26 protein-coding genes and 1 tRNA gene are annotated in these 24,374 nt (G+C 60.7%); 13 read left to right on the top strand and 14 right to left on the bottom strand.

The window, feature by feature from the left end; all coding sequences use genetic code 11:
• Window positions 1-52: 52 nt before the first annotated feature.
• Window positions 53-865: an IclR family transcriptional regulator gene (locus ACWFSR_RS10095; RefSeq protein WP_447522318.1), complete on the bottom strand. Its 813-nt coding sequence runs from the start codon at window positions 863-865 to the stop codon at window positions 53-55.
• Between the two features lie 147 nt (window positions 866-1,012).
• Between ACWFSR_RS10095 and ACWFSR_RS10100 the strand changes: the two genes are divergently transcribed.
• Genes ACWFSR_RS10100 through ACWFSR_RS10110 form a run of 3 tightly spaced genes read left to right on the top strand, consistent with a single transcriptional unit; the run spans window position 1,013 to window position 4,104 of the window.
• Window positions 1,013-2,086: a tripartite tricarboxylate transporter substrate binding protein gene (locus ACWFSR_RS10100; RefSeq protein ID WP_447522319.1), complete on the top strand. Its 1,074-nt coding sequence runs from the start codon at window positions 1,013-1,015 to the stop codon at window positions 2,084-2,086.
• Complete coding sequence (locus ACWFSR_RS10105) at window positions 2,083-2,592, top strand: tripartite tricarboxylate transporter TctB family protein (protein WP_197155086.1); 510 nt, start codon at window positions 2,083-2,085, stop codon at window positions 2,590-2,592. The genes ACWFSR_RS10100 and ACWFSR_RS10105 overlap by 4 nt, the downstream gene beginning before the upstream one ends.
• Before the next feature lie 3 nt (window positions 2,593-2,595).
• The gene (locus ACWFSR_RS10110; RefSeq protein ID WP_197123844.1) at window positions 2,596-4,104 is read left to right on the top strand and encodes a tripartite tricarboxylate transporter permease; all 1,509 of its coding nucleotides are present in this window, start codon (window positions 2,596-2,598) and stop codon (window positions 4,102-4,104) included.
• Window positions 4,105-4,247: 143 nt separating this feature from the next.
• On the opposite strand, the gene ACWFSR_RS10115 is transcribed toward ACWFSR_RS10110, so the two are convergent.
• The 3 genes from ACWFSR_RS10115 to ACWFSR_RS10125 all read right to left on the bottom strand — a co-directional run bounded on the left by ACWFSR_RS10115 (window position 4,248) and on the right by ACWFSR_RS10125 (window position 6,396).
• Window positions 4,248-5,537, bottom strand: a complete 1,290-nt coding sequence (locus ACWFSR_RS10115; protein ID WP_447522320.1) for an MFS transporter — start codon at window positions 5,535-5,537, stop codon at window positions 4,248-4,250.
• Window positions 5,534-6,010, bottom strand: a complete 477-nt coding sequence (locus tag ACWFSR_RS10120; RefSeq protein ID WP_447522321.1) for a MarR family winged helix-turn-helix transcriptional regulator — start codon at window positions 6,008-6,010, stop codon at window positions 5,534-5,536. Before ACWFSR_RS10120 ends, ACWFSR_RS10115 begins: the two co-directional genes overlap by 4 nt.
• Before the next feature lie 77 nt (window positions 6,011-6,087).
• The gene (locus ACWFSR_RS10125; RefSeq protein ID WP_447522322.1) at window positions 6,088-6,396 is read right to left on the bottom strand and encodes a hypothetical protein; all 309 of its coding nucleotides are present in this window, start codon (window positions 6,394-6,396) and stop codon (window positions 6,088-6,090) included.
• 296 nt (window positions 6,397-6,692) lie between these two features.
• Between ACWFSR_RS10125 and ACWFSR_RS10130 the strand changes: the two genes are divergently transcribed.
• On the top strand, window positions 6,693-7,160 hold the full coding sequence (locus ACWFSR_RS10130; RefSeq protein WP_447522323.1) for an SRPBCC family protein: 468 nt from the start codon (window positions 6,693-6,695) through the stop codon (window positions 7,158-7,160).
• Window positions 7,161-8,518: 1,358 nt separating this feature from the next.
• Here ACWFSR_RS10130 and ACWFSR_RS10135 read toward each other — a convergent pair.
• Window positions 8,519-8,590: transfer RNA gene (locus ACWFSR_RS10135), tRNA-Gln, on the bottom strand.
• A gap of 102 nt (window positions 8,591-8,692) precedes the next feature.
• On the opposite strand from ACWFSR_RS10135, the gene ACWFSR_RS10140 reads away from it, so the two are divergent.
• Together ACWFSR_RS10140 and ACWFSR_RS10145 are read left to right on the top strand one after the other, a co-directional pair.
• On the top strand, window positions 8,693-9,244 hold the full coding sequence (locus tag ACWFSR_RS10140) for a PadR family transcriptional regulator (protein WP_197109642.1): 552 nt from the start codon (window positions 8,693-8,695) through the stop codon (window positions 9,242-9,244).
• A complete protein-coding gene (locus tag ACWFSR_RS10145; protein WP_447522324.1) occupies window positions 9,241-9,678 on the top strand; it encodes a hypothetical protein in 438 nt (145 codons plus the stop codon). The genes ACWFSR_RS10140 and ACWFSR_RS10145 overlap by 4 nt, the downstream gene beginning before the upstream one ends.
• A 3-nt stretch (window positions 9,679-9,681) precedes the next feature.
• Here ACWFSR_RS10145 and ACWFSR_RS10150 read toward each other — a convergent pair whose 3' ends face one another.
• The 5 genes from ACWFSR_RS10150 to ACWFSR_RS10170 are packed head-to-tail and all read right to left on the bottom strand — an operon-like array spanning window position 9,682 to window position 15,163.
• The gene (locus tag ACWFSR_RS10150; protein WP_447522325.1) at window positions 9,682-10,662 is read right to left on the bottom strand and encodes an NAD(P)/FAD-dependent oxidoreductase; all 981 of its coding nucleotides are present in this window, start codon (window positions 10,660-10,662) and stop codon (window positions 9,682-9,684) included.
• Window positions 10,659-12,149 carry a glutamate--tRNA ligase gene (gene gltX, locus ACWFSR_RS10155; protein ID WP_447522326.1) on the bottom strand — a complete coding sequence of 497 codons (1,491 nt, stop codon included), beginning with the start codon at window positions 12,147-12,149 and terminating at the stop codon, window positions 10,659-10,661. Before gltX ends, ACWFSR_RS10150 begins: the two co-directional genes overlap by 4 nt.
• 54 nt (window positions 12,150-12,203) lie before the next feature.
• Window positions 12,204-12,974 (bottom strand): fumarylacetoacetate hydrolase family protein, encoded by a 771-nt coding sequence (locus ACWFSR_RS10160; RefSeq protein ID WP_447522327.1) that lies wholly within the window; start codon window positions 12,972-12,974, stop codon window positions 12,204-12,206.
• The gene (locus ACWFSR_RS10165; protein ID WP_197106137.1) at window positions 12,971-14,077 is read right to left on the bottom strand and encodes a branched-chain amino acid aminotransferase; all 1,107 of its coding nucleotides are present in this window, start codon (window positions 14,075-14,077) and stop codon (window positions 12,971-12,973) included. Before ACWFSR_RS10165 ends, ACWFSR_RS10160 begins: the two co-directional genes overlap by 4 nt.
• A gap of 39 nt (window positions 14,078-14,116) precedes the next feature.
• A complete protein-coding gene (locus ACWFSR_RS10170; protein ID WP_197109637.1) occupies window positions 14,117-15,163 on the bottom strand; it encodes a 3-isopropylmalate dehydrogenase in 1,047 nt (348 codons plus the stop codon).
• A 196-nt stretch (window positions 15,164-15,359) separates the two neighbouring features.
• On the opposite strand from ACWFSR_RS10170, the gene ACWFSR_RS10175 reads away from it, so the two are divergent.
• From ACWFSR_RS10175 to ACWFSR_RS10185, 3 genes are all read left to right on the top strand, one after another.
• Window positions 15,360-15,947, top strand: coding sequence for an excisionase family DNA-binding protein (locus ACWFSR_RS10175; protein WP_447522328.1), 588 nt, complete (start codon window positions 15,360-15,362; stop codon window positions 15,945-15,947).
• Window positions 15,948-15,983: 36 nt separating this feature from the next.
• On the top strand, window positions 15,984-17,042 hold the full coding sequence (locus ACWFSR_RS10180; protein ID WP_447522329.1) for a DUF3039 domain-containing protein: 1,059 nt from the start codon (window positions 15,984-15,986) through the stop codon (window positions 17,040-17,042).
• A 103-nt stretch (window positions 17,043-17,145) separates the two neighbouring features.
• Window positions 17,146-17,403 carry a DUF6458 family protein gene (locus ACWFSR_RS10185; protein WP_197106139.1) on the top strand — a complete coding sequence of 86 codons (258 nt, stop codon included), beginning with the start codon at window positions 17,146-17,148 and terminating at the stop codon, window positions 17,401-17,403.
• Between the two features lie 93 nt (window positions 17,404-17,496).
• On the opposite strand, the gene serA is transcribed toward ACWFSR_RS10185, so the two are convergent.
• Window positions 17,497-19,089 (bottom strand): phosphoglycerate dehydrogenase, encoded by a 1,593-nt coding sequence (gene serA / locus ACWFSR_RS10190; protein WP_447522330.1) that lies wholly within the window; start codon window positions 19,087-19,089, stop codon window positions 17,497-17,499.
• 135 nt (window positions 19,090-19,224) lie between these two features.
• On the opposite strand from serA, the gene ACWFSR_RS10195 reads away from it, so the two are divergent.
• The 3 genes from ACWFSR_RS10195 to ACWFSR_RS10205 all read left to right on the top strand — a co-directional run bounded on the left by ACWFSR_RS10195 (window position 19,225) and on the right by ACWFSR_RS10205 (window position 21,159).
• Window positions 19,225-19,614 carry a DoxX family protein gene (locus tag ACWFSR_RS10195; protein ID WP_447522331.1) on the top strand — a complete coding sequence of 130 codons (390 nt, stop codon included), beginning with the start codon at window positions 19,225-19,227 and terminating at the stop codon, window positions 19,612-19,614.
• 62 nt (window positions 19,615-19,676) lie between these two features.
• Window positions 19,677-20,198 (top strand): META domain-containing protein, encoded by a 522-nt coding sequence (locus ACWFSR_RS10200; protein ID WP_447522332.1) that lies wholly within the window; start codon window positions 19,677-19,679, stop codon window positions 20,196-20,198.
• A 172-nt stretch (window positions 20,199-20,370) separates the two neighbouring features.
• Window positions 20,371-21,159: a HesA/MoeB/ThiF family protein gene (locus ACWFSR_RS10205; RefSeq protein ID WP_197106143.1), complete on the top strand. Its 789-nt coding sequence runs from the start codon at window positions 20,371-20,373 to the stop codon at window positions 21,157-21,159.
• Between the two features lie 9 nt (window positions 21,160-21,168).
• Here ACWFSR_RS10205 and ACWFSR_RS10210 read toward each other — a convergent pair whose 3' ends face one another.
• Window positions 21,169-21,891: a Pr6Pr family membrane protein gene (locus tag ACWFSR_RS10210; RefSeq protein WP_447522333.1), complete on the bottom strand. Its 723-nt coding sequence runs from the start codon at window positions 21,889-21,891 to the stop codon at window positions 21,169-21,171.
• A gap of 46 nt (window positions 21,892-21,937) precedes the next feature.
• Here ACWFSR_RS10210 and ACWFSR_RS10215 point away from each other — a divergent pair, with 46 nt between their 5' ends.
• Window positions 21,938-22,702 (top strand): DUF1353 domain-containing protein, encoded by a 765-nt coding sequence (locus ACWFSR_RS10215; RefSeq protein ID WP_447522334.1) that lies wholly within the window; start codon window positions 21,938-21,940, stop codon window positions 22,700-22,702.
• Between the two features lie 106 nt (window positions 22,703-22,808).
• Here ACWFSR_RS10215 and ilvC read toward each other — a convergent pair whose 3' ends face one another.
• Entirely contained in the window at window positions 22,809-23,834 is a 1,026-nt protein-coding gene (ilvC, locus tag ACWFSR_RS10220) for a ketol-acid reductoisomerase (RefSeq protein WP_197106146.1), read from the bottom strand.
• 29 nt (window positions 23,835-23,863) lie between these two features.
• On the bottom strand, window positions 23,864-24,370 hold the full coding sequence (ilvN, locus tag ACWFSR_RS10225) for an acetolactate synthase small subunit (RefSeq protein WP_197106147.1): 507 nt from the start codon (window positions 24,368-24,370) through the stop codon (window positions 23,864-23,866).
• Window positions 24,371-24,374: the final 4 nt, after the last annotated feature.

Below are 24,374 nucleotides of genomic sequence, written 5' to 3' on the forward strand. Positions count from 1 at the left end.
TATACTGGTATACCAAGATCTCAAGTGCGGTCGTGGGGCGAGAGCGCCGTGACTACCCCAGCGCTGGAACCACAATCTCGGGCTCGCGAGCGCCGAGCTGCACCCGCACTTCGTGCGCTGCTGCCACCAGAGCCCGCAGCACATCCGTCGGCCAGAGATCGCTCGTACGCGTCGCCGACATCGTGATGGAGATCGCCGCAGTGATTCCGCCGGTCGCGCTCGTGAGCGGCACAGCAACGCTGCGGGAGCCTGCGAGGTAAGTCTCATCGTCCAGGGCGTAGCCCCGCGCCTTCACTTCGGCAATGCGGGCAAGAAGAACGGGCACCTCGACGGCCACCTTGTTGACCAACAACGGCGCAGGAGCGGCAACAAGCCGGCGCTTCACTTCTGTGGGATCGAGGCTGCTCAACAGCGCCGTGCCTGGCGCTGTTGCATGGGCGGGGAGCTTCATTCCGACCGACGAACCGAACCGCATTCCCTCACTGGAATGCTGGCTGATAGCGAAATATGCGCTTTCTGCACCATCGAGGCGAAGCAGCTGAACGGTTTCGCCGAGATCGGATGCTAGGTCATCGAGCACCGGCCGTGCTGCGTTAGCGATCTGGTTGTGACCGGTGTACATCTGGCCGACATGCCAGGCGCGCAGCCCCAACGAATACTGCCGGGTTGAGTTGTCATGCTCAAGCCAGCCCGCAGAGTGCAGCGTGTTGAGCAAGCCGTGGGCGCTAGATCGCGGCAGTGCGAGCGCGGTAACGATCTCGGTGAAGCTCACATAGCCCTTGGCTGCGACCAAGTCGACGATCGCCAATGCGCGATCGGCCGACTTGACGGAATGGGCTGGTGACGCCGCTGTCTGGTGTTGCATAGTCCGGAGTTTACAGATGTGAACTCGTTGTGGCACTTCTCTGACGATGAGTTTTTGCAGCACTAAAGACAGCACCCTGCCAACTATGGTATCTTCGGCGTTCACAAGCATGAACGTGAATTAACAACAATGATTGGTTGGATATCAATGTCGATGTCAAAAATCGCCTCTAGCGGGCTCTTGCACAAGCCTTCGCGTCGCGTCAGGGTTTCGGGACTCGCCATAGCCGTCTCCGCGGGACTTCTCGTCAGTGGCTGTGCGCAGTCCGGCGAAACTTCTACTGATTCTGCCGCGGGCAGTTCGGGTGATGCGTGTGACATTTCGTCGACGTACCCGAGCGGTGCGATCGAATTCATCGTGCCGTGGGCTGCCGGCGGAGGCACCGACAGCGTCTCTCGCTTCGTCGGAATTCAGTTGTCTGACCGGTTGGGAGTTCCGGTCAACGTCGTCAACCGTGACGGCGGTGGTGGCGTTATCGGTCACACGGCCATCGCTAACGGCAACGCCGACGGCTCCGTTATCGGTATGACCACGGTGGAAATCACCATGATGCACTGGCAGGGTCTCACCGACCTCAGCTATGAAGACATCACCCCGATCGCTCAGGTCAACTCTGACCCCTCGGGCATCACGGTTGCCGCTGACGCCCCGTGGGACACGATCGAAGACCTTCTGGATGATGCCCGCGCTAACCCCGGCGAGATCGTCGGCTCAGGAACAGCAATTGGCGGAATTTGGGACCTGGCTCGCGCCGGAATGCTCCTTGAAGCTGGCATGGATGTCAACGACATCCGTTGGGTACCGAGCGCTGGTTCCGCTCCCGCCCTTCAAGAGCTCGCTGCTGGCGGTATTGATGTCACGTTCGCCAGCCTCGCTGAAAACGCCACTATGATCGGTGCCGGCGAAGCTCGCCCGCTCGCCATCATGGGCGAAGAGCGCGACCCGAACTACCCCGACGTTCCGACCCTCAAGGAGGTCGGAATCGACTTCTCGATGGGTTCCTGGCGCGGTGTTTCTGGCCCCGCTGGAATGGACGAAGACATCGTTGCTGAACTCGAATGCCAGGTTGCTGACATCGTGGCGAGCGACGAGTACGTCGAATTCATGACGACGGCCGGATTCGGCGTTGACGGCAAGGACACAGCCGCGTTTACTGAGTTCATCGTCAACGAAGACAAGGCAAAGGGAACCATCATGGAAGCAGCAGGACTGACCGGATGACTTTCGACACCGCTCCGGAGGTAGAGGAGTCGGTGGGCAAGCCCGAAAACAGCTACGACCTCGCCAGTGGCGTGGTCGTAGTTGTTTTCGGCTCGGCCATCCTTCTCGCCGTTCGCGATTACCCCACCCTGCCGAGCGGAGAGCTCGGCCCCTCGCTCTTCCCCGGCATTATTGGCGGGCTCATGATCCTCATGGGGCTGCTGCTTCTGGGGCGATGGTTCAAAGCCCGCAAGACGGTTCGACCGGCGAAAGAAAAGGGCGAAGCTGTCGTCTGGAGCAGGTGGATCAATGCCGGGCTCATCATCGGTGCGGTCATCTTCTATCTTCTCGCCGTCGACTTCCTCGGCTTTCTCACGACCGTCAGTGTGATGACGGTCGGTCTGATCTTCCGACTCGGCACGAAGTGGTGGGTCGCCATTACGGCCGGCGTGCTCACCACGCTCGTGGTCTGGTTGATCTTCAACAAGGTGCTTCTCGTGCCGCTTCCTCTTGGATTCTGGGGTTAGAACATGATCGACAATCTCTCCCAGGCGCTCAGCATGGTGGCGAGTTGGGAACTGCTCCTCGTCGTGCTCGCCGCAGGCGTCTACGGCATCTTCATTGGTTCCATTCCTGGCCTCACTGCCACGCTGGCCGCCGCGCTTCTCGTGCCCTTCGCGTTCTTCCTCGACCCGCTTCCCGCCATTGCGTCGATCATCACGATGTCGGTGATGGCGATCTTCGCGGGGGACATCCCGTCGGCTTTGGTGCGGATGCCGGGCACACCGGCGAGTGCGGCCTACGTCGAAGATTCCTACCGCTTGACCCAGAACGGCCGGGGCGCTCTCGCGCTCGGAGTCGGCCTGCTGGCGTCGGCGACCGGCGGAATCTTCGGTGGTTTGGTGCTGATTTTCGCTGCACCACAGCTTGCCAAGGTGGCGCTGCTCTTTACGTCGTACGAGTACTTCTGGGTCGCAATTCTGGGCCTGACGGCCGCGGTCATTATTTCTCGCGGTTCTCAAGTCAAGGGCACTATCGCGCTGCTCATCGGGCTCTTCGTCTCGACCATTGGTCTGGACATCTCGGTGGGCTTCCCCCGCTTCACGTTCGGCAGCAGCGACTTGCTGGGTGGCATCAACTTCATCCCGGCAATGATCGGCCTGTTCGGCTTGTCGCAGGTGCTGCGCAACGTGATCAGCCCTCCCCCAGCAGCGCTACCGATTCGTATCGAGTCGAAGGGGCTGCTGCGCAATGCCGCAAGCACTCTGTGGAACTACAAGAAGACAGCAGTCGGCGGCAACGTCATCGGCAGCGCGATCGGCACGTTGCCCGGTGCTGGCGGAGACATCGCCGCGTGGGTGGCCTACGCGGTCACCAAGAATGGCTCGAAAGAGGGCAAGAACTTCGGTAGCGGTAAGGGGCACATCCAACCCATTGTTGGTGCGAGTTCTGCCAACAATGCCGGGGTCGGCTCTGCCTATATTCCGACACTCGTATTCGGCATCCCGGGAGACACAATCACCGCGATTTTGCTCGGTGTGCTGCTCGTCAAGGGCGTACAGCCGGGGCCGTCGCTGTTCGATAGTCAAGCGCCATTGTTGTACTCGATTTTCATCGTATTCATTGCGGCGAATATCTTGATGATCCCGCTCGGCTACCTCGCCATCCGCGGCAGCGGAATGCTACTGCGCGTGCCTAACTCGGTGCTGATGCCCATCATCGTGGCGTTCTGTGTCGTGGGTTCGTTCTCGATCAACAACGGCCTGCTCGAAGTGGGAATCATGCTGATCTTCGGCATCCTCGGCTATCTGCTGGAACAGGCGAAGTTCCCGCTCGCCCCGGTAGTGCTCGGGTTGGTTCTTGGGCCGATTGTGGAAAAGAACTTCATGCAGAGCGTCATCAAGACAGAGTGGGACCTTACGCAGTTCTTGACCCGCCCGATGAGCGCCGCGCTGATGATTCTCACGATCATCGTGTTGCTCTACCCAGTACTGCAGAAGCTCATCGGCAAGCTGCTGCGTTACCGCAAGCCTCTCTAGACCCGAGCAGCCGGCGACGCTAGACCCGAACAGTCGCCGACACACTCGCGAGCGAAAAGAAGCCGCCCACCCTCCAGCTGGTTACTGGGCGTGGGCGGCTTTTCGTTGCGCTCTGGAGGTCACGCGCTAAACGGCTGGCACCGTTAGCGGTCGCCCGCCGCGATGACTTCGGCTTCTTCGGTGATGCTGATCTCTGCGCCATCCGCTTTCCGTAGGCGTTTGCGACCGAGGATCACGATGAGGGTCGCGACGAGCACGGAGCCTGCTGCCGCGTAGAACGGGGTTGCCGGTGAGATAGCGGCGGCGAGAATGGTGGCGGCGGGTGGGGCGATGGCTCCCCCAAGGAAGCGCACGCCCGAGTAGGCGGATGACGCCACCGAGCGCGGCAGGTCTGTGGCTTCCATGACGCATTCGGTGAGCACGGTGTTGAGCACGCCGAGGAGCATTCCGCCGACGACGACACACACGATGAGGCCGGGGCCGGAGCCGATGAAGAGCGCGGCCGCCACGAGGTCGAGCGCGAGCAGGGGCAACACGAGTCGCAGCACAAGGGTGCGCGGCAGGCGGCGCGTGAGCAGCGGCGCGACCCACACGGAGGTGACGGCGAGCGAGAGTCCCCAGCCGAAGAAGATGAAGCCGAGGGTCATGGCGCTGCCAAAGCCGAGCGGAACCAGGGCGAACGGCGTGTAGGCGAGCAGCACGAAGAAAGCGATGTTGTAGAACAGCGCTGCGGCGGCGAGCACTCCGAGGGCCGGGTTGGCTAAAGCGCGGAAGGGCGCTGAGAGCGGCGTTGGGGTGGGGCGCACAGCATCCGTTTTCATGACGGTCACGATGCCGATGAAACCGATGGCCATGAGGGTTGCGGTGCCGAAGAACGGGCCGCGCCAGCTGATGCCGCCGAGTAGGCCGCCGAGAAGTGGCCCGATCGCGATGCCGAGGCCGAGCGCTGCTTCGTAGAGGATGATCGCCGAGCTGGTGCCTCCGGATGCCGCCCCCACGATGGTCGCGAGAGCCGTCGAAATGAAGAGGGCATTACCGAGCCCCCAGCCGGCGCGGAAGCCAATGACCCATTCGACGTTGCCCGACAGCCCTGCGGCGAAGGCGAACAGCACGACGAGGGCGAGGCCGATGAGGAGGGTGCGTTTGGCGCCGATTCGGCTCGAGATCCAGCTCGTGAAGAACATGGCGACACCCGTGATGAGCAGGTAGCTCGTAAAGAGCATCTCGGTTTCGGTGGCTGTTGCCTGCAGGTCTTGGGCGATGGCGGGCAGGATCGGGTCAACGAGGCCGATGCCCATGAAGGCGATCACCGAGGCGAAGGCGACGGCCCAGACGGCGCGCGGTTGGTGCAGGATGCTGCTGGTGGTGCTCGCGTTGGGGTTCACGGTTTCGGACGTTTGAGCGCCGGTGTCGGATGCGGTGGTGCGGGTCATGATTGTCCTTCTGGTGGTGCGGTGACGGGGGCGCCCGGCGCGAGGTCGGCTGCGGCATCCGCTCGTTTGCCGATGATTTCGACGGCGCGGCGCAGCACGGCTACGTCGTCGGTGTCGAGGTCGGCGAAGAGCGGGAGCATGGCTCCGGCGAGTTCGTCGCGCCAGGCGATGAGCGCATCGGCACCGGCGGTGGTGACGGCGATTTGGGAGGCGCGGGCGTCATCCGGATCGGCGAGGCGATTGACCCAACCGCGTTCGGTGAGGTTGCTGACGAGCTTCGTGGCGGTCGGCTGGGCGACGCGGCTGAGTTCGGCAAGTTCGCCGAGGCGCATGGGCCCGCCGGAGTTGAGCACGCTGAGGGTGCGCCACACTGCGGGCGATTCGGAGCTGCCGGTGGCGCGTGCGGCTAACCGCGTGAGGCGCTGGTTGACCGAGACGAGGTCGCCCAGCAGGGAGAGAAGCGAAGTTGGCATTCCTCCACTATACATAGCCCGGCTATATAAATTAACCGCCGCAATTATGGGGTGAGTCGACGCCTCCCCCGCACTGCCTATTCAGCACACTCCAGCAGCGTGTAGTTCCATCCCTGATCCTCGGCGGTGGCTTTGATATCGCCCGCGTAGTCGTCGATCGGGACTATGCCGATTGCCCCGGCGTTAATGTCAGGGCACTGTGCCACGATCACCCAACGCCCCGCAGGCTCACCGCCGTCATAGCTGGGCTCGACATCGAGAAGCGGTGTCGATAGGTCGTAGATGTAGAGGTCACCCGGGAGCAATGGCGTGGCATCGAGGAGCGTCATCCCGATAACGCTGTCGTACCGCGGGGGCACCCCAGCACAGGCGCTCAGGCCAATCACTAGAAAAATACTGGCGACCCCAAAGCCTAATTTCCGCACTCCCCTGCGGTGCGCCTCTCTTCTAGACAACAACAGGGACGCCGATTGGCGTTGAGACCGGTGGACGAAGGCGGGACGTACTGCTCACTTCAACTCCCTTGGTGGTGCTGAATCACTGCGCTGATCGTACTCGGCCCCACGTCGCTGCGCGATAGTTTTCTTCCCCAGAACGAGGCGACCTGCGAGATCTGCTGAATCGGCACCAGCGATGCGAACCGTACCCGCCAACCTCGCGTTGGTGAACGTATGCTCAACTTATGACCCAGTTGATCGTGCTCGATACGGTGTTCGACGCCCCGATCGCCGAGGTGTGCGCGCTGTCGCTAAGCGTGAACCTGCACCTCGATTCGATGACACACCACCGCGAAAAGGTCATCGCCGGCCGCACCACTGGCAAGTTCGTCGAGGGCGACGTGGTGACCTGGTCGGCACGCCACTTCGGCCTGCCGCTGCGGCTGACGATCCGAATTTTTGACGTGGATGCTCCGCACCGGTTTGCGGATGAACAAGTCCGTGGCCCTTTCGCCGCCTACCACCACGAGCATCTCTTCGAAGAGATCGACGGCCGCACTCACATGCAGGACCGCCTCACCTTCGCGGCCCCCTTCGGGCCACTCGGGCGTCTCGTGGAGAAGCTGTTCCTCCGCCGCTATATGCAGACGTTACTCGAGGAGCGAAATGCTGCGCTCGTGCGCAGTTCCGTGTCGTTAGATCAATTCGAATAGACCAAGAATCCGAGAAGTGAATATCGGCGACGCGCACCAAGCGCTCAAAAGACGCGGTAGAGCGGGGCGGACGGAAGATGCTCCCGGAAGGCTTGCTTCGGCAGCAGAACTAAAATCAGGACCGACGGTTCGCGCGCTGATAGGTCCCCGAGAACCGCCACGTCGCGATCTCGTGGCCGCTGCGAGCCGGTGAAGAATCAGGTCCAAAATCGAATTCCTCTAGGCTACTAGCCGGATTTACTGCAAAAATTGGTTGGCCGTTTTCGCGTCGCTACGTTTTCTGAGACTTCGCACCGAAGTTGGGCTAGGTGACTGGTGACAAATGGACGGGTTCAACGTCGGAAGCGCCGGCACGCATTAGCTAGTGTTTGACCGGAGCCATAATGGACGATTAACGTATCCGCGGGACTCTGAACGTGGTTTCGCATCCTCATTCGTGGCAGGATTTCTGGGCTTAGGGGTCGCGACGAACACCGAGCCCCTCTCCGTCACCGACCAGCCGTGCTTTTCATAGAAGCCCATTAGCTGCACATCCGCGCTCAAGAGGGGCATTGCGCTGATTTGGGAAGTCGCCGCCACGAGCATGTCGTTCATTGTGTTGCGAGATGTACCTTTTACTCGGTGCCCCTCATGGACGAACAGGTTCGCGAGCACGACCGCTTGCGCCGCAATGTCGTCATCCAACGGAATCACACCTTCGATCTCACTCCGCAGAAAGTTCCACTTGGGAAGCACTCTCCTGAGCGTCTTGCCGGGGAGTCCTCGCATAGCGAACGTACGAAACAGGCGGTCGAGCCCGACTTCGTGTGCGATCGCGAGGGCCGAATGTCCCAACTCGAGCGATTCCGCTCGAAGCCGAGACCTCGGAACTATAAAGCGATCGGTATGTCTAGAGACTGGTAAGCGCTTGGCGTGTTCCATGGCCATACGAACTAGCGAGTCCGGCGGAATTCCCTGACGGGTGCCGACGAAACGCTCGTCGAAGGCCGGTAGAGCGTACCTATACCCACCCTCCTTGCCGGGACGTTGCATCCCGAGTACTTCTTGGGCCGACACGGAGGATGTGAACTGAGAACCCCCCAGCCACCGATGCTTCGAAGCCGTACATTCTGGAGAAAGAAGGTTTGTATCCAGCAGGAACATATCCCTCAGGTTAGACCTCTACAGCCTGCGGCACCGAAGGTATTTAGATTGAGAAATGCACGTGAGCGAGAATGCACCCGCATAACTCACTCACGCCGCCCACAACGGAATCTGAATCTTGTGTGATCAAAAGCGAAACAGACCCCACAAGGCACCGGCAAAGAAAAAGCCCGGCGTGAGCCGGGCTGGGCGGGAGTTGCTCCCTAGTTGTTTTGCTGGGGTACCTGGACTCGAACCAAGAACAAAAGAATCAGAATCTTCCGTGTTGCCAATTACACCATACCCCACAGGATTCAGCCGCAGCCGAACCGATTTACTACTTTAGCGCATCCTGAGCGGGTTGTGGTTCACTCCTTGACGCCATATAGGACTTGTCCTATATTCAGAGCATGTCCCTCCTCCACGCTGTGCTCGGTTTCGTCGCGATTCAGCCCATGACGGGCTATGAACTCGGCAAAGCATTCTCGACAACTGCCGCACACTTCTGGCCAGCCGATCAGTCGCAGCTCTACCGCACCCTCCACCGCGCCGAAGCCAACGGCCTTGTTGAAAGCACCACCGTCGAGCAGGCAACCCGACCCGACCGCCGCCTGTACACGCTGCTCGAACCAGGCCGCGAAGCATTGGAGGCGTGGCTGGCCTCGCCCCTTGAGCCAGACAACTCCCGCGAACCTTTTCTCTTGCGGCTGTTCTTCGCCGCGTCACTCGGCACCACTGGCGTTATCGAACTGCTCGACCAACGTCGCTCCGCTGCCGTGGAACTTCTCACCACACTCGACGCTCTCGCATCGAGCACACCCCACAAACCCTCGAAAGCCACTCTCGCCATTCAGCTGCAATACGCAACGCTCGAATCGGGACGAGCCCACGCGCGGGCCGAGATCACGTGGCTCGATGAACTTCGTGCCCAACTCGCCGACCACAAGGAGTCCACCCGATGAACAAGAACACCAACGTCATCCACCGCGCTGCGCGCATCGGCGCCACCATCGCTGCCGTGCTCTTCACCCTCGTCGCACTCTTCCAACTCGCCGTTGTGCTCGGAGCGCCCCTCGGCGAATACACCCAAGGCGGGGCGAACAAAGGCACGCTCCCCACTCAGGGCCGCATCTTTGCGGGCGTCTCTGCCGCCCTCGTTCTCGTTATGGCGGCAGCAATGCTTGCTCGCACCGAACGCGGTCCCCTGAGATTCGCTCCACGCCGGCTCATCGCCGTGCTCGCCTGGATAACCACCGCCTATGCGGGTGTGGGCGTCATCCTGAACGTCATCACGCCAAGCGCCGTCGAACGAGCCGTCTGGGCCCCCGTCACCGCCGTGATGTTCGCGGCGTGCCTCGTCACCATGCTGCTGACCCGTGGTCGCGCGGCGAAGTGACCCCTAGAGCAAGTCGCGGTTGATAACCGCGGCAACCTCAGCGCCGTCACCCGCGGCAACGATGAGTTGCTGGGGGCCGGGCGGGGTGGCATCACCGATCGCATAGGCTCCCGCCGTGCTGGTGCGGCCGGCAGCGTCCACGACAATCAGCCCCTCCGCGTCGAGTGCGAGCTGCAAGCCCGCCGCAAAGTCGAGCGCCGTCTCATAATAGGGGCGCACAAATGCCGCTTCACGCGGGATCGTCTCGCCGTCGGCAAGCACAACACCGTTCATGCCATCGCGGTCACCCGCGACATCCGCCACCTCACGACGATCCACGCGAACACCACGCTCCGCGAGCATCGCCTCATCAGCATCGCTCACGTGGCCAACGCCCTGCGTGAAGACAATCAGATCGCGGCTCCACTGCGAGAGCAGCAGTGCGCGCTCGGCCAAGTCATCCGTGTGCCCAATCAGCGCAATCGGCTTATCTGCATACTCGTAACCGTCACACTCCATGCACGAATGGATGCTCGTGCCATAGAACGCGCGCAGCATCGGCAACTTCGGCAGAACCTCGCGCAACCCGGTCGCAATCAGCACGGTGCGGGTCGTGACCGCTCCCCCGCGATGCGTCACGGTGAAGCCCGCGCCGACGGTCGCCGGTGCGCCCTCAAGAGCGCCAGCGGCATCCGCAACATCAAGAGCGCTAGCGGCATCCGTGATGTCAGGAGCATCCAGAGGCTCAATACCCTCCACAATCGTGCGCTCGAACGACACGTTCGGATACTGCTCAAGCTCCTCACGGCCCATCTTGCGGAGCTCGAGAGGAGAAATACCATCGCGGCTCAAAAAGCCGTGAGAGTGGAACGTCGCCGAATTGCGGGGGCGATTGCTGTCGAGCACGAGAGTGCGACGACGTGCCCGCGCCAAGTTCAGGGCAGCACTCAGTCCGGCCGGTCCGCCGCCGACAATGACAACATCCCAGTCGAACTGCTCACTCATAGCTGGGCGCGCAACGCCTTCAGGCGAACCAGCGACGATTCCTTGCCCAACAGTTCCATCGACTCGAAGAGCGGCGGGCTGATGCGGCGACCAGCGATCGCACTACGCAAGGGCCCGAAAGCCAGGCGCGGCTTCATCTCTTTCACCTCGATGAGTTCGGCGCGCAGGGCGGCCTCGATAGCATCGTGCGTCCACGTATCAAGATCAGTCAGCACGGCGATCGCGGCATCCAGAACCTCGGGGCCTTCGGCCTTCGGCATCGCATCGGCGTCGACGGTGAGATCGGCATCCGCCGTGAACAAGAACTGCAACAGTGCGGGAGCATCGCCCAGCAACTGCATGCGCTCCTGCACGAGAGGCGCGGCGGCAGCCAGTGTCGCCAGCTCAGCCTCGGTCGGCTCTGCCGAAATAACGTCAGCAGCGACCAGGTAGGGCACGAGACGGCCAGCGAACTCTTCAGCAGACAGCAGACGGATGTGGTCGCCATTGAGCGACTCCGCCTTCTTCACGTCGAAACGGGCCGGGTTCGGGTTCACGTTCTCTACGTCAAAGGCGGCGATGAGTTCGTCGATCGAGAACACGTCGCGATCAGCAGCAAGCGACCAGCCCAGCAGCGAGAGGTAGTTGATGAGCCCCTCGGGGATGAAACCGCGGTCGCGGTGCAAGAACAGGTTCGACTCGGGGTCGCGCTTGGAGAGCTTCTTGTTGCCCTCGCCCATCACGTAAGGAAGGTGACCGAAGCGCGGGATGGCGTCGGTGAGGCCGATCTCGATGAGTGCCGTGTAGAGGGCGATCTGGCGAGGAGTGCTCGAGAGCAGGTCTTCACCGCGCAGCACGTGCGTGATGCCCATGAGCGCGTCATCCACCGGGTTCACGAAGGTATACAGCGGAGCACCGTTCGGGCGCACCACAACGAAGTCAGAGAACGAACCAGCGGGGAACGTGATGTCGCCACGAACCAGGTCGTCGAAGCTGAGGTCAGAGTCGGGCACGCGCAAACGCAAAGCCGGCTTGCGGCCCTCTTCTTTGAATGCGGCGATCTGCTCGGCGGTGAGGTCGCGCTCAAAGTTGTCGTAGCCCTGCTTGGGGTCGCGACCGTTCGCCACGTTGCGGGCCTCGATCTCTTCGCCCGTCGCAAATGACTCGTAGAGGTGACCGGAAGCCTTCAGCTTCTCGATGACCTCAAGGTAAATGTCGGTGCGCTGCGACTGACGGTAAGGCTCGTTCGGCCCACCAGTCTCCACGCCCTCATCCCAGTCGAGCCCCAACCAGCGCATGGCGTCGAGAAGCTGCAGATAGCTCTCTTCGCTGTCGCGAGCGGCATCCGTATCTTCAATACGGAACACCATCTTGCCGCCGGTGTGACGCGCATAGGCCCAGTTGAACAGGGCAGTGCGGATCAGCCCAACGTGGGGCGTACCGGTAGGTGACGGACAAAACCGAACGCGAACGTCGGAAGCGGTTGCAGTAGAAAATGGAGCAGACATTGCCACCATTCTAAGCCGCAGAACCGCCCTCTGCAGGCGGTTCTGCGGCAGCGCCTACTTGGCGATAGAACGAACCGGGTTGCTCAGCGTGCCAATGCCCTCGATCGTGATGTCGACAGTGTCGCCGTGCACGAGCGGGCCAACACCGGCAGGCGTGCCCGTGAGAATAATGTCACCGGGCAACAGCGTGAATGCGGCCGAAGCGTAAACGACCTGCGCAGCAACAGAATGAATCATCTGGTCAACGGTGCCGTCTTGCTTGAGATCACCATTCACCGTGGTGCGGATGCTCTGCGAGCCCACCTCGAACTCAGTCTCGATTACCGGCCCGAGCGGGCAGAACGTGTCGAAGCCCTTGGCACGTGACCACTGGCCATCAGACTTCTGCAGGTCGCGAGCCGTGACGTCGTTGGCGATCGTGTAGCCGAAAATCACACTGTCGACATCGGCTTCAGCAACGTTCTTGGCAATGCTGCCGATGATGACGGCAAGCTCTCCCTCAAACGCGACCTCGTCCGACTGCGGCGGCAACATGATCGCATCGCCGGGGCCCACGACAGACGTGTTCGGCTTGATGAACATCATGGGAGCATCCGGAACCTCGTTGCCGAGTTCCTTCGCGTGCTCGGCATAGTTGCGACCGAACGCCACCACCTTCGAGCGCGGGATAACCGGTGCCAGCAGCTTGATGTCCGCGAGCGGCAAACGCTCATCGGTGGTCTCGAAACCGTTGAACATCGGGTCACCCGTCAGCACAACAATGTCGTCGCCATCGATGATCCCGTAGCGGGCTCCCGTGCCAGCACTGAACCGAGCTACCTTCATGCGTCAAGCCTCATCATCCAGCCGTGCTTGTCTTCGCGACGGCCATATTGGATATCGGTGAGCTCTTCGCGCAGCGACATCGTCAGTTCGCCGGCAGGAGCATCCGCCGACCCAATCTCAATACCGTCACCCTTGAGCAGAGCAATAGGCGTGATCACTGCGGCGGTGCCACACGCGAACACCTCGGTGATGTCACCCGAGGCAACACCCTCACGCCACTCTTCGAGAGTGACGCGACGACGCTCAACCTTGTGACCGCGGTCTTCAGCAAGCTGAAGCACCGAGTCACGCGTGATGCCCTCAAGAATTGACTCGGAGTGCGGCGTAACGAGGGTTCCGTCTTTCTTGACGAGAACAACGTTCATGCCACCGAGCTCTTCGATGTACTTGCCCTCTTCGGCATCCAAGAACAAAACCTGGGCGCAGCCCTGATCTGCAGCTTCTTGCTGCGCGATGAGCGACGAGGCGTAGTTGCCGCCCGTCTTGGCCGCCCCGGTACCGCCCTTGCCTGCGCGCGTGAAGTTCGTGGAAATCCAGATCGACACCGGAGCGACGCCACCGGTGAAGTAGGCGCCAGCAGGGCTCGCGATCACGTAGTAGTTGACCTTCTTGGCCGCGCGCACTCCGAGGAATGCCTCTTTCGCGAACATGAAGGGGCGCAAGTAAAGGCTCGTTTCCGGAGCGCTCGGCACCCAGTCAGCATCAACCGCGATGAGCTGCTTGAGCGAGTCGATGAAGGCGGGAATAGGTAGTTCGGGCAGCGCCATGCGGCGCGCGGAACGCTGCAAGCGCGCACCGTTCGCCTCGGGGCGGAACGACCAAATGGAACCGTCTTCGTGCCGGAATGCCTTAAGGCCTTCGAAAATCTCTTGACCGTAGTGCAACACCGCTGCAGAAGGGTCGAGCTGGATGGGGCCATACGGCTGCACGCGCGGACGGTGCCACCCGCCCATCTCTGACCAACACACGTCGACCATGTGGTCGGTGAAGTTCACGCCGAAGCCGGGGTTAGCCAGAATCGCGTCGCGCTCTTCGACCGAGCGAGGTTCTTGGTTCTTCTTCACCATGAAAGTGAGAGGGCGATCAGCCAGCAGATTCTTCATCAAATGTCCTTAATGACGTACAGCCATAATGGCGGTGGGTTAATTCTGCGCTACAGCGTCGGCAATTGCACTGCCAATCTCAGACGTGGACCGTGCCGTGTCGCCACGGGTGCTGAGATCGGCTTCAACGGCCGCAGTGACGCGGGCCGCGGCATCCGATTCGCCGAACTGTGACAGCAGCAATGCAATCGACAGGATTGCCGCCGTGGGATCAGCGAGTTGTTTGCCCGCAATGTCGGGCGCTGAGCCATGAACCGGCTCGAACATGGAGGGGAATTCCCCGCTCGGGTTCAGATTGCCGGAGGCGGCCAAACCAATGCCGCCGCTGATGGCTGCTGCGAGGTCTGTGAGGATGTCGCCGAAAAGGTTGTCGGTGACGATAACGTCAAATCTACTCGGATTTGTGACCAGGTAAATCGTCGCCGCGTCGACATGCATGTAATCGACGTCAACCTCGGGGAACTCGGCCGCCACCCGGTCGACCGTTGTCTGCCACAAACCACCCGCGTGCACGAGCACATTGGTCTTGTGCACGAGCGTGACCTTCTTGCGGTCGCGACCCATCGCCTGCGCGAAAGCGAACCGAACAACGCGCTCAACACCGAACGTCGTATTGATCGACACCTCAGTGGCAATCTCGTGCGGTGTGCCGGTGCGGATGCGCCCACCATTGCCCACGTAGGGGCCCTCGGTGCCCTCCCGCACGACAACAAAGTCAACCTCGCCGGGGTTGGCCAGCGGTGACGTCACGCCAGGGAAAATCTTGGTTGGGCGAAGGTTCACGTGGTGATCAAGCGCAAAACGCAGCTTCAGCAACAGGCCGCGCTCGATGATGCCGCCCGTGAGGCGAGGATCGCGCGGGTCTCCCCCAACAGCGCCCAGAAGAATCGCGTCGTGCTTCGCAAGCTCAGCGATGTCGGAGTCTTCAAGAATGGTGCCCGACTCGAGGTAATGAGCGGCGCCAAAAGGAAACTCGGTGGGTGCGACATCCACACCGGTTGCCTTCAGAACCTTGAGGGCCTCGGCCACAACTTCTGGCCCAATACCATCACCGGGAATGACTGCAAGCTTGATCTGAGAAGGCATGTAAATACAGTACCGCTGCGGGGGTGAGGACTTCATTCAGGAACAGAGAAATGCAGCGTTCCAAAACGCAGCAGAGGTCGCAAGCAATGGGAATTTTCGATCTGGGATGTTGAAGCTTAGGCAGTAGCCGCGCGCCGCGCCCAATAAGCTCTTTAGCTTTCTTAGGTTCGGGGCTTTATGACAATTACCTAAGAAGATGTGCAAACTTAGATATTTATGCGTTACAGTTATTTCAGATAAGAAACTCGATAGCAAAGCAACTGTTGATTTACAGACACCCGCACTAAAAGCGATAATTCATAACAAAATCCAGTTGGCTATTGCCGCCTCTACGGAAAACGAGATAATGCGCACCCTAGAACCTGGTGTTGATATCAACTCCCACGAAACAACAATTAACCTGCGCTCTGCGCTTGCAACACATGCTGAAGAACCAGTTCGCAATTTCCTCATTGACATTCTTGACTCCATCGAGGAAGGCAAGAGCGTGAGCCTAGTTTCCAGCGACAAAAGCGGGGCACTCAGTGCAGCCGATGCCGCGGATTTACTAGGCATAAGCCGCCCGACTCTATACAAACTTCTCGATCTTGGCTCAATGCCGTTCCACAAAGTCGGGACTCACCGTCGCATCAAGCTCGATGACCTTCAGCGCTACATTGAGCAGCGCGAAATTGATCGCAAGCGTTTCGCAGAAGATATTGCGATGGCTCACCGTTCCGAGCGCGAAAAACTTGCTGAGGCGGCCGGGGTGGACACGGAGGAACTTCGCTCGCTGGGCTACTGAACTCGATTCGTCGGAGGGCAACGATAAGCTCAAACTGTGCAAGCAAAGAAGACCGGACCGATGCGACCGAGTCATGCCGCGCGCCCGACTATAAGGCTCCTAAACGAACTCAATCGCTCCGGAGCTTTTGGGTCCGGTGACGCGGACGCACTCGAAAAAAGTCAGTTTAAACGGCTCGGCTCAATTACGGCACTCAACCACCCGATCATTCGCCGCGCTGCTCGAATAGGGACCGAGGAATTCGAGGACTCCGGCACGCTAGCATGGGGCAATCGCATAAAATACGTCACCCAGGCAGGCCTGCGCTCTCCTTGGTTCGAGATCAGAGCCGAACAATGGCGAGGCGCAGTCGTTGACCCAAAGAACGACGGGAACTACTGGCTGGTTGCCGCCGGGTTACGGCGCGAGGGAGACACGGACAACTTCTACGATGTCCTCGAACGCAAGTCGAAGGAGAATCTACTAAGTATTCTCCCCTCAACGCGTGACGAGACCCTGAGGAAGATACAAGCCCTCGACGCAGAGTCCAGCGCCAACAAACGCGCGGCAGTAGGAGCATTGTTTGACGCACTGCGTAGTTTTGATCTCGACCTCACGCTCTTCGAATGGTCCTCGACCGTAGCGCTTCCGGCGTGCTTTAGCAGCATGGGCGTCACGATAGGCATCGATCGGATTGCAACCGATGCGCTGATCACTATCGAGATCGAAATGGAAGATTTCGGCGAATCCCAAGCTCGTGGTGAACTTTTACATCTACTGCAGGCGCCATTCGAATGCGACATGGAGAAGTGGGAGGCCAACAGCAGTCCTAATCCTCGCCGCCTGATCTATTCCGCGACCGTACCCCTCGCACGGCTAAGACAGCTCGTGAGCTCTTCACGAATCGAAGGCCAACCGGAAACGACCGCCGCTCCGAGCTCTCACCTAGTGATCAGCCGTAGCCATTTCGCCCGGAAAGCTTCGCTTGCGGACGCCACAGTTTTTGGCCTCGCTGTACGAGCAATTTGCGGCCAATGGTTTGTCCCGAGCCAGGACCCGAGCGACTTACCGAGCTGCCGAACTTGCAGGACGACGTACGAAACCATCAGTCAATAGTCAAGTCCGAATGCTGTGCTGCGCGTCGCACCCTTTACGTGATCGCCGCTTTTCTGAACGTTGTCTGATTGCGCGCTGGATTAGGTGGGCTAAAATTGGGCTCATGAGTATTGGAACCGGAATTGTCCTTGTCGTGATCGGCGCGATTCTTACTTTCGCGCTCGATTTCCAAGTCGAAGGCGTCAACATCGACCTCATCGGCTACATCCTGATGGCAGCGGGAGCTGTAACTTTCATCATCGGGCTTGTACTAATGATGCGTAAGCGCACCTCTGTTACCACCGTGCACAACGGAACAGACGGTGCGAATGGCTCGGTCAGCGAGCGTCGCACCACCACAACCCCCGACGAAACCATCTAACGACCACCACGTTCAACACACACAAAAGGCGCGTCCCTGAAGCCGGGGCGCGCCTTTTGTGTTGCTCACACCACGAGGGCGCGAACGAAGTGACTAAGCGTCGACGATGTCGATCGCGTGCACGTAGCGAGCGTCAATGCGCTCGGCAACCGTGGCGAGCACATCGGCGGATGCCTGCGAGTCAACCGTGAGCACGGAGAGGGCATTGCCGCCTTCGCTTTCGCGCGCAATCTGCATGCCTGCGATGTTGATGTTGGCCTCGCCGAATTCCTTGCCGAAGACGGCAACGATTCCGGTGCGGTCTTCGTACATCATGACGATGAGGTGATCCGCGAGCGGGACCTCGATGTCGTAGCCGTTGATCTCGACGATCTTCTCGAGCTGCTTGTTTCCGACCAGGGTTCCCGAAACAGAAACCTGCGAGCCGTCAGCAAGCGAACCACGAATGGTCAGCAGGTTGCGGTATTCGGAGCTCACGACATCCGTAATCAAACGAACCGTGAGGCCACGCTGCTCGGCAAGAACCGGAGCGTTGACGTAGCTGACCGTCTCGGAGACAACGTTCGTGAAGATGCCCTTGAGAGCAGCAAGCTTGAGCACGTTGACATCGAACTCGACGATCTCGCCGCGAACCTCAATATCGACACTGGTGAGCGGGCTGTCGGAAAGACCAGAGAAGACCTGGCCAAGCTTTTCCATGAGCGGGATGCCGGGGCGCACGCTCTGGTCGATGATGCCACCAGCAACGTTCACTGCGTCAGGCACCAGCTCGCCACCGAGGGCGAGTCGAACCGACTTGGCTACCGAAACGCCAGCTTTCTCTTGCGCTTCAGAAGTCGAAGCACCCAGGTGAGGGGTGACAATGACGTTCTCGAGCGACAACAGCGGCGACCCTGTGGGCGGCTCGCTGACGAACACGTCAAGACCGGCGCCGGCAATGCGACGCGACTTGAGTGCCGTGTAGAGAGCGTCTTCGTCGATGAGGCCACCACGGGCCACGTTCACGATGTACGCGCTCGACTTCATGCGAGCAAACTGCTCAGTCGAGATCATGCCCGTGGTCTCAGGAGTCTTGGGCATGTGGATCGTGATGAAGTCCGAACGCTCAAGCAGCTCGTCGAGCGAGACGAGCGTGACGCCCATCTGCTGCGCGCGAGCGGCCGTGACGTAGGGGTCATACGCGATGATGCTGGTGCCGAAGGCCTGCATTCGCTCGGTGATGAGACCACCGATACGGCCGAGGCCGATGATGCCGATCGTCTTCTCAAAGAGTTCGGTACCCGAGTACTGCGAGCGCTTCCACTGCCCCTGCGCGAGAGCGCTGGAGGCAGCCGGAATGTGACGCGCGAGGCTCAAGATGTGCCCGACGGTCAGCTCGGCAGCCGAGATGATGTTGGAAGTAGGGGCGTTCACAACCATGACACCAGCAGCGGTAGCCGCCTTGATGTCCACGTTGTCGAGGCCAACACCGGCGCGCGCGATGACCTTCAGGCCAGGCGCGGCAGCGAGAGCATCGGCATCCATTTGGGTTGCTGAACGGATGAGAACGGCCTGCGCGTCAGAGAGCGCAGACTTCAACGCGTCACGGTCAGTGCCGTCAACGTTTCGAATCTCAAAGTCGGGCCCGAGGGCGTCAACTGTTGCGGGGGAAAGTTCTTCGGCGATCACAACGATCGGCTTAGCCACAGATCTGATCCTTCAATTCGCGGGGACTTCGCGCTAACACAACGAAGGCTGCTTGAGTAGACAACTACTGCAACTTTAGCGGCGACGGGAAGCCCCCGTTGCCATGTGACAACTCAGTGCGACGATAGAGCCATCATGGATGCCGTTGAGATCGCCCAGTGGGCGTTGCGAATTGTCCTCGCGCTGGCTTTTATCGCGATGGGCGTTAGCCACTTTGTGGCCGCCCCGGCGCGCACGATGCGGGCCATGATCCCACCAGCTCTGCGCCAGAAATGGATGCCCTCCCCCAGCGCCCTCGTGACCATCACCGGACTCTGTGAGATCGCTGGCGGTCTGGGGCTTTTGTGGGAACCGGTGCGATTCATCGCCGGGATCGCGCTTGTACTGTTTCTGATTGCCGTTTTTCCGGCCAATGCGTACGCGGCCAAAGACCCTGATCGCTTTGGAAAAGCAGCCCTACCGTTCTGGCCACGATTCGCCGGTCAACTGGTGCTGATCGTGTTAGTCGTGCTGGCTGCGCTGTAAAAGTTTTGGGTCTGCCCCAACGAAACCGCACAGCCCTTCGTCTACCTAGGTAGGAGGAAATAATGCCCACGAAATCAGTTCTCGCGAAGTTCACCCCGCTGCTGGCTGCTGGCCTGCTCGCTCTCACCGCGTGCGCCGGCCCCGCAACGCCGGTCGGCTCTGACGAACCCCCGATCGACAGCAGTCCCGGGCTCGGAGTCGAAGAAACTCCGGGAGACGCGATTCCCATCGAAGGCATCGACGGCACCTGGATCTATGCAGACGGCAGCGACCCCTCGGGCGCCCTGACCCTCGACGAGGCGGTGACCGTGACGCTCACCATCGCCGGCATCGAAATCGCCGGCGAATCGGCCTGCAACAACTACAACGCCACGTTCACTGGCGAACCGAGTGACCTCACCGTTGGCCCCATCGCTTCGACTAAACGCGCCTGCACCGACGCTGCGCTCATGGACTTCGAGTCGCGTTACTTCGCTGCGCTCGCCGCTACGACAACAGCCATCCCCACTGGTGGCAGCCTCGTGTTGCAGGGCAACGGCGTGAATCTCAACTTCTTGCCGTCGTCGTCGCTGCCACTCGGCTAGCGCTGCCCTCGCACCTGCACCTGCACCGAGCGGAATCCGGGTTAGCACCGGGCCCCTAACCACCCCGAACAGGGCAGAGTGCACGCTCCCAGAACCCCCAGTTCGCGGCTAAACAAGTCGCCCACGACGGTTTCTCATCCGAATCTCACCCTCCCGGTGGAACAATCACACTATGGATCAGCGGTTTAGCCGCCAGCTCGCGCTAACCCACTTTGGCGAGACGGCGCAAAAGAATTTGGCGCGCTCTCGCGTGCTCGTGATTGGCGCGGGTGGCGTCGGCAGCACGGTCATTCCGTCGCTCGCTGCGGCCGGCGTCGGCACCGTTGGCGTCATTGATGATGACCGTGTTGAGCTCAGCAATTTGCACCGCCAGCACATCCACCGGCTCTTGGATGTCGGCTACAAAAAAGTTGTCTCTGCTGTTGAGCGGGTGGCTGATCTCAGCCCCGCGACAACCGTTATTGCGATCGATGCCAAGTTGACTCCGCACAACGCTCTCGAGCTTTTTGCGGAGTACGACCTCGTGGTCGACGGCAGCGACAACTATGCGACCCACTACCTTGCAGCGGATGCCGCCGAGATCACCGGAATTCCGCTGGTGTGGGGTGTCGCCTGCGAGTTCTGGGCCCAGGCCGGAGTCTCGTGGCCGGCTCGAGGCGCGGGCTTCCGCGACCTCTACCCGCTGCCGCCCGAGACCGCGACGGTGGACACCAACGTGATGCATGGCATCTTCCCTGGCGCCGTGAGCGTCGTCGCATCAATCGTCACGAGCGAAGCGATCAAGATTGCGGCTCAGGTTGGCACGACGCTACTCAACCGGGCCACGAACTACGATGCTCTTTCTGGCGAATTTTGCGAAGTGCCATTCGAGCGTGCTCCCGACGCGGCACCTATTACTGAACTCGCGGACTACCGCCACCTCTTCGCGTACTCCCCCGTTGACGAGTGGCCCACTAGCTAACGCTCTGGGCTACCGGTTTGACGCAGTGACGCGATCGCTGATCGCCCAGCGCGCCCACCGAGCCCGACTGATCGCAATCAGCCCCACCGCGATCGCGATGATAAACGCGGCGATTCCGAGCACGTAGACGAACACTCCGCCCCAGCCGTCGGGGCCATTGGGCTCCAAGAAGGGGTACGGAAACCAGCCGTCGAGCAACCCGCGCACGATCGTGAAGGCCAACCACGCGACCGGGTAGATGACCACAATGCGCACGTCGCGCATCCGCAACACTGGGCGTGACGGCGAGAACAACCAGTCGAGCAGTAAGAACAGCGGCACCCACACGTGAATGACTTCGTTGGGCCACTGAATGCCCACATAGCCTTCGTCGGGTAGCCCGCGCAGCAGCACGTTGTAGACAACGGCGGTGACGACCGCATACGAGACGACGGATGCTCGAAGCACGCCCAACAGGTTCGACTCGCTTTGGCGGCGCACAGCCACCAGCCCGCTCAGCGCAAGAATCACGACGGTGATCAGGCTCGACTGGATAGTGAAGTAGCTGAAGTACTCCACCGCCACGAAGTCATTGTGAATCGACTCGTCGATCACCTGGGTGGCGATACTTGCGAGAACCAGCGCCGCCGCAAGGAGCCGCAGCGCGCCGACAAGCCGCAGCACTTTCGGCGGGCCGCCAACGAAGGCGAAGTCGCGGGATCGGGGGAACTTGCGCTGCACATTCGTCGTCACTCCGACAGACTAGTCTGCAGACGCCAGTCCGACAGAGGAGTTCAGCATGCCGTTCACCGATTGCCACGGGAATGAACTGCGCAGCCTGCCTCTGATCTACCGACTCGACCGCGATTTTCAGGTCGCGGAGCCGTTTTGTTGGCAAGACCCTCGCCCCGGCGGCGGCGTTATCGAAGTGCCTGCACACGACCCCGCTCTGCCACCCACGGAAGGCAACAGCACCGACTTCGCCTCCGTGCCGCCGTTTCTCTGGGGGCTGATTGCTAGCTACGGCAAGCAAACCCTCGCCGCGATTCTGCACGACCACCTCACGCACCAAACCCGGCTCGCTCCCACCGACGACCGTCTCGCGCTCCGTCGGGTAGCTGATGAAACGTTCAGGGTAGCCCTCGCTGATAGTGGGGTTCACCAATTACGTGCCCGCGTCATGTGGGCTGCAGTGGGCATCGAACGCTACGTTCACCATGGCGGTGTGCTCGGCTGGCTCATCGTCGCTCAACTCGCGCTGGGCATTCTGGCGCTCATAGCGGCGGTAGTTCTTGGTGTTCTCTTTCAGCCGCTCTGGTTGCTGCTCGCAGCTGCCCCCGCTGCACTGGCGTTGGTGTGGGGCAAGAACGCGGATCTCGTTCTTGCGTCGACCTATTTGGGTGCGCTGTACGCGCCCCTCGTTGCGGCCGCGTTCATTGGTTCCCGCTTGGAACAACTGCTCGCGACCGTCATCTGGGTCGGAACAGGCACTCCCGGCCCCGCCCCCAAGGCCGAGCCGACCCTGCGCTGGCCCGACCACGGCACGACGCTGCCGCCCGCCTAATTGCGCTGCTGGTCCCAGCGAAAACCCCGCCATCGGTACACCGCACCGTTAACGACCACCGGCCGCCCCGCGAATGCGGAACGGCCGGTGGTGTGACGAGCGAAAGTTAGCGTGCAGCTGAACCGTCGGTGTAGTCGGAGTCTTGCTGCTTCCAAGCGAAGAGAGCGCGAAGCTCCTTGCCAGTTGCTTCGATGGGGTGGTTCTGGCCCTTTTCACGCAGGGCGAGGAACTCGGCTCCGCCAGCATCCTGGTCCTTGATGAAGCGGTCGGCGAAGGCACCCGACTGGATGTCTGCGAGAACAGCCTTCATGTTCTCCTTGACCGACTCGTCGATGACGCGGGGGCCCGAAACGTAGTCGCCGTATTCAGCGGTGTCAGAAACGCTCCAACGCTGCTTAGCGATGCCGCCCTCCCACATGAGGTCAACGATGAGCTTGAGCTCGTGAAGTACCTCGAAGTAGGCGATTTGCGGCTGGTAGCCAGCCTCGATGAGGGTTTCGAAGCCGTACTGAACGAGCTGCGAGGTTCCACCACAAAGAACAGCCTGCTCACCGAACAGGTCGGTCTCAGTCTCTTCGGTGAATGTGGTCTTGATGCCACCGGCGCGAAGTCCACCGATTGCCTTGGAGTACGACCAGGCCATGTCCCACGCGGTACCGGTGGCGTCGTTCTCAACAGCAACGATGACGGGAACGCCACGGCCTGCTTCGTACTCGCGGCGAACGGTGTGACCCGGTCCCTTGGGAGCAACGAGGATGACGTCGACGTCAGCAGGGGCGTCGATGTAACCGAAACGGATGTTGAAGCCGTGTCCGAAGACGAGGGTGTCGCCCGCAACAAGGTTGTCCTTGATGTCGGCGGCGTAGAGGCCACGCTGGTGCTGGTCGGGAGCGAGGATGACAACAACGTCAGCCCACTTGGCTGCTTCGGCGCTGGTGAGCACGTCAAAGCCGGCGTCGGTTGCCTTCTGGATGCTCTTCGAGCCCTCCTTGAGGCCAATCTTGACCTGAACGCCTGAGTCGCGCAGGTTCAGCGCGTGGGCGTGGCCCTGCGAGCCATAACCAATAACGGCAACCTTCTTGCTCTGGATGAGGGCGAGGTCAGCGTCTTTGTCGTAAAAGATCTCGGTCACAGTAGTGATTCTCCTTTGTTGTTGTTCTGTTAGTTCTTGAAAACTCGGTCGGTGATGCTCTTCGAACCGCGGCCCATGGCCAGCAGTCCACTCTGAGCAATTTCTTTGATCCCGTAGGGCTCGAGCACTCGGAGGAATGCTTGAATTTTGCCCGAGTCCCCCGTGGTTTCGATGATGAGCGCATCGGATGCGACATCGACCACACGGGCACGGAACAGGTTTACCGCTTCGAGAATTTGTGAGCGCGTCGTGTTGTCTACACGCACCTTGATGAGCAAGTGCTCGCGCGTAACCGACTGGTCAGGGTCGAGTTCCACGATCTTGATCACGTTGATGAGCTTGTTGAGCTGCTTCGTGACTTGCTCGAGGGGAAGCTCGTCGACATCCACCACAACGGTGATGCGCGAGAGTCCTTCGATTTCGCTCGAGCCAACAGCCAGCGACTGGATATTGAACCCGCGACGGGCAAAAAGCCCAGCGACGCGAGTGAGCAGACCTGGTTTGTCTTCTACCAGCAGGGAAAGTACGTGACCCATCGCT

It is taken from the genome of Salinibacterium sp. NYA9b, assembly GCF_976973725.1.

Excerpts from the sequence above, each read along its gene's own strand:
- ACWFSR_RS10175 (WP_447522328.1), top strand. The coding sequence starts at position 15,360 with ATGTGCAAACTTAGATATTTATGCGTTACAGTTATTTCAGATAAGAAA.
- ACWFSR_RS10160 (WP_447522327.1), bottom strand. The coding sequence starts at position 12,974 with ATGAAGGTAGCTCGGTTCAGTGCTGGCACGGGAGCCCGCTACGGGATC.
- ACWFSR_RS10170 (WP_197109637.1), bottom strand. The coding sequence starts at position 15,163 with ATGCCTTCTCAGATCAAGCTTGCAGTCATTCCCGGTGATGGTATTGGG.
- ACWFSR_RS10140 (WP_197109642.1), top strand. The coding sequence starts at position 8,693 with ATGTCCCTCCTCCACGCTGTGCTCGGTTTCGTCGCGATTCAGCCCATG.
- ACWFSR_RS10145 (WP_447522324.1), top strand. The coding sequence starts at position 9,241 with ATGAACAAGAACACCAACGTCATCCACCGCGCTGCGCGCATCGGCGCC.
- ACWFSR_RS10115 (WP_447522320.1), bottom strand. The coding sequence starts at position 5,537 with ATGACCCGCACCACCGCATCCGACACCGGCGCTCAAACGTCCGAAACC.
- gltX (WP_447522326.1), bottom strand. The coding sequence starts at position 12,149 with ATGTCTGCTCCATTTTCTACTGCAACCGCTTCCGACGTTCGCGTTCGG.
- ACWFSR_RS10120 (WP_447522321.1), bottom strand. The coding sequence starts at position 6,010 with ATGCCAACTTCGCTTCTCTCCCTGCTGGGCGACCTCGTCTCGGTCAAC.
- ACWFSR_RS10110 (WP_197123844.1), top strand. The coding sequence starts at position 2,596 with ATGATCGACAATCTCTCCCAGGCGCTCAGCATGGTGGCGAGTTGGGAA.
- ACWFSR_RS10165 (WP_197106137.1), bottom strand. The coding sequence starts at position 14,077 with ATGAAGAATCTGCTGGCTGATCGCCCTCTCACTTTCATGGTGAAGAAG.
- ACWFSR_RS10200 (WP_447522332.1), top strand. The coding sequence starts at position 19,677 with ATGCCCACGAAATCAGTTCTCGCGAAGTTCACCCCGCTGCTGGCTGCT.
- ACWFSR_RS10100 (WP_447522319.1), top strand. The coding sequence starts at position 1,013 with ATGTCGATGTCAAAAATCGCCTCTAGCGGGCTCTTGCACAAGCCTTCG.
- ACWFSR_RS10095 (WP_447522318.1), bottom strand. The coding sequence starts at position 865 with ATGCAACACCAGACAGCGGCGTCACCAGCCCATTCCGTCAAGTCGGCC.
- ACWFSR_RS10205 (WP_197106143.1), top strand. The coding sequence starts at position 20,371 with ATGGATCAGCGGTTTAGCCGCCAGCTCGCGCTAACCCACTTTGGCGAG.
- ACWFSR_RS10105 (WP_197155086.1), top strand. The coding sequence starts at position 2,083 with ATGACTTTCGACACCGCTCCGGAGGTAGAGGAGTCGGTGGGCAAGCCC.
- ACWFSR_RS10130 (WP_447522323.1), top strand. The coding sequence starts at position 6,693 with ATGACCCAGTTGATCGTGCTCGATACGGTGTTCGACGCCCCGATCGCC.
- ilvN (WP_197106147.1), bottom strand. The coding sequence starts at position 24,370 with ATGGGTCACGTACTTTCCCTGCTGGTAGAAGACAAACCAGGTCTGCTC.
- ACWFSR_RS10215 (WP_447522334.1), top strand. The coding sequence starts at position 21,938 with ATGCCGTTCACCGATTGCCACGGGAATGAACTGCGCAGCCTGCCTCTG.
- ACWFSR_RS10150 (WP_447522325.1), bottom strand. The coding sequence starts at position 10,662 with ATGAGTGAGCAGTTCGACTGGGATGTTGTCATTGTCGGCGGCGGACCG.
- ACWFSR_RS10195 (WP_447522331.1), top strand. The coding sequence starts at position 19,225 with ATGGATGCCGTTGAGATCGCCCAGTGGGCGTTGCGAATTGTCCTCGCG.
- ACWFSR_RS10185 (WP_197106139.1), top strand. The coding sequence starts at position 17,146 with ATGAGTATTGGAACCGGAATTGTCCTTGTCGTGATCGGCGCGATTCTT.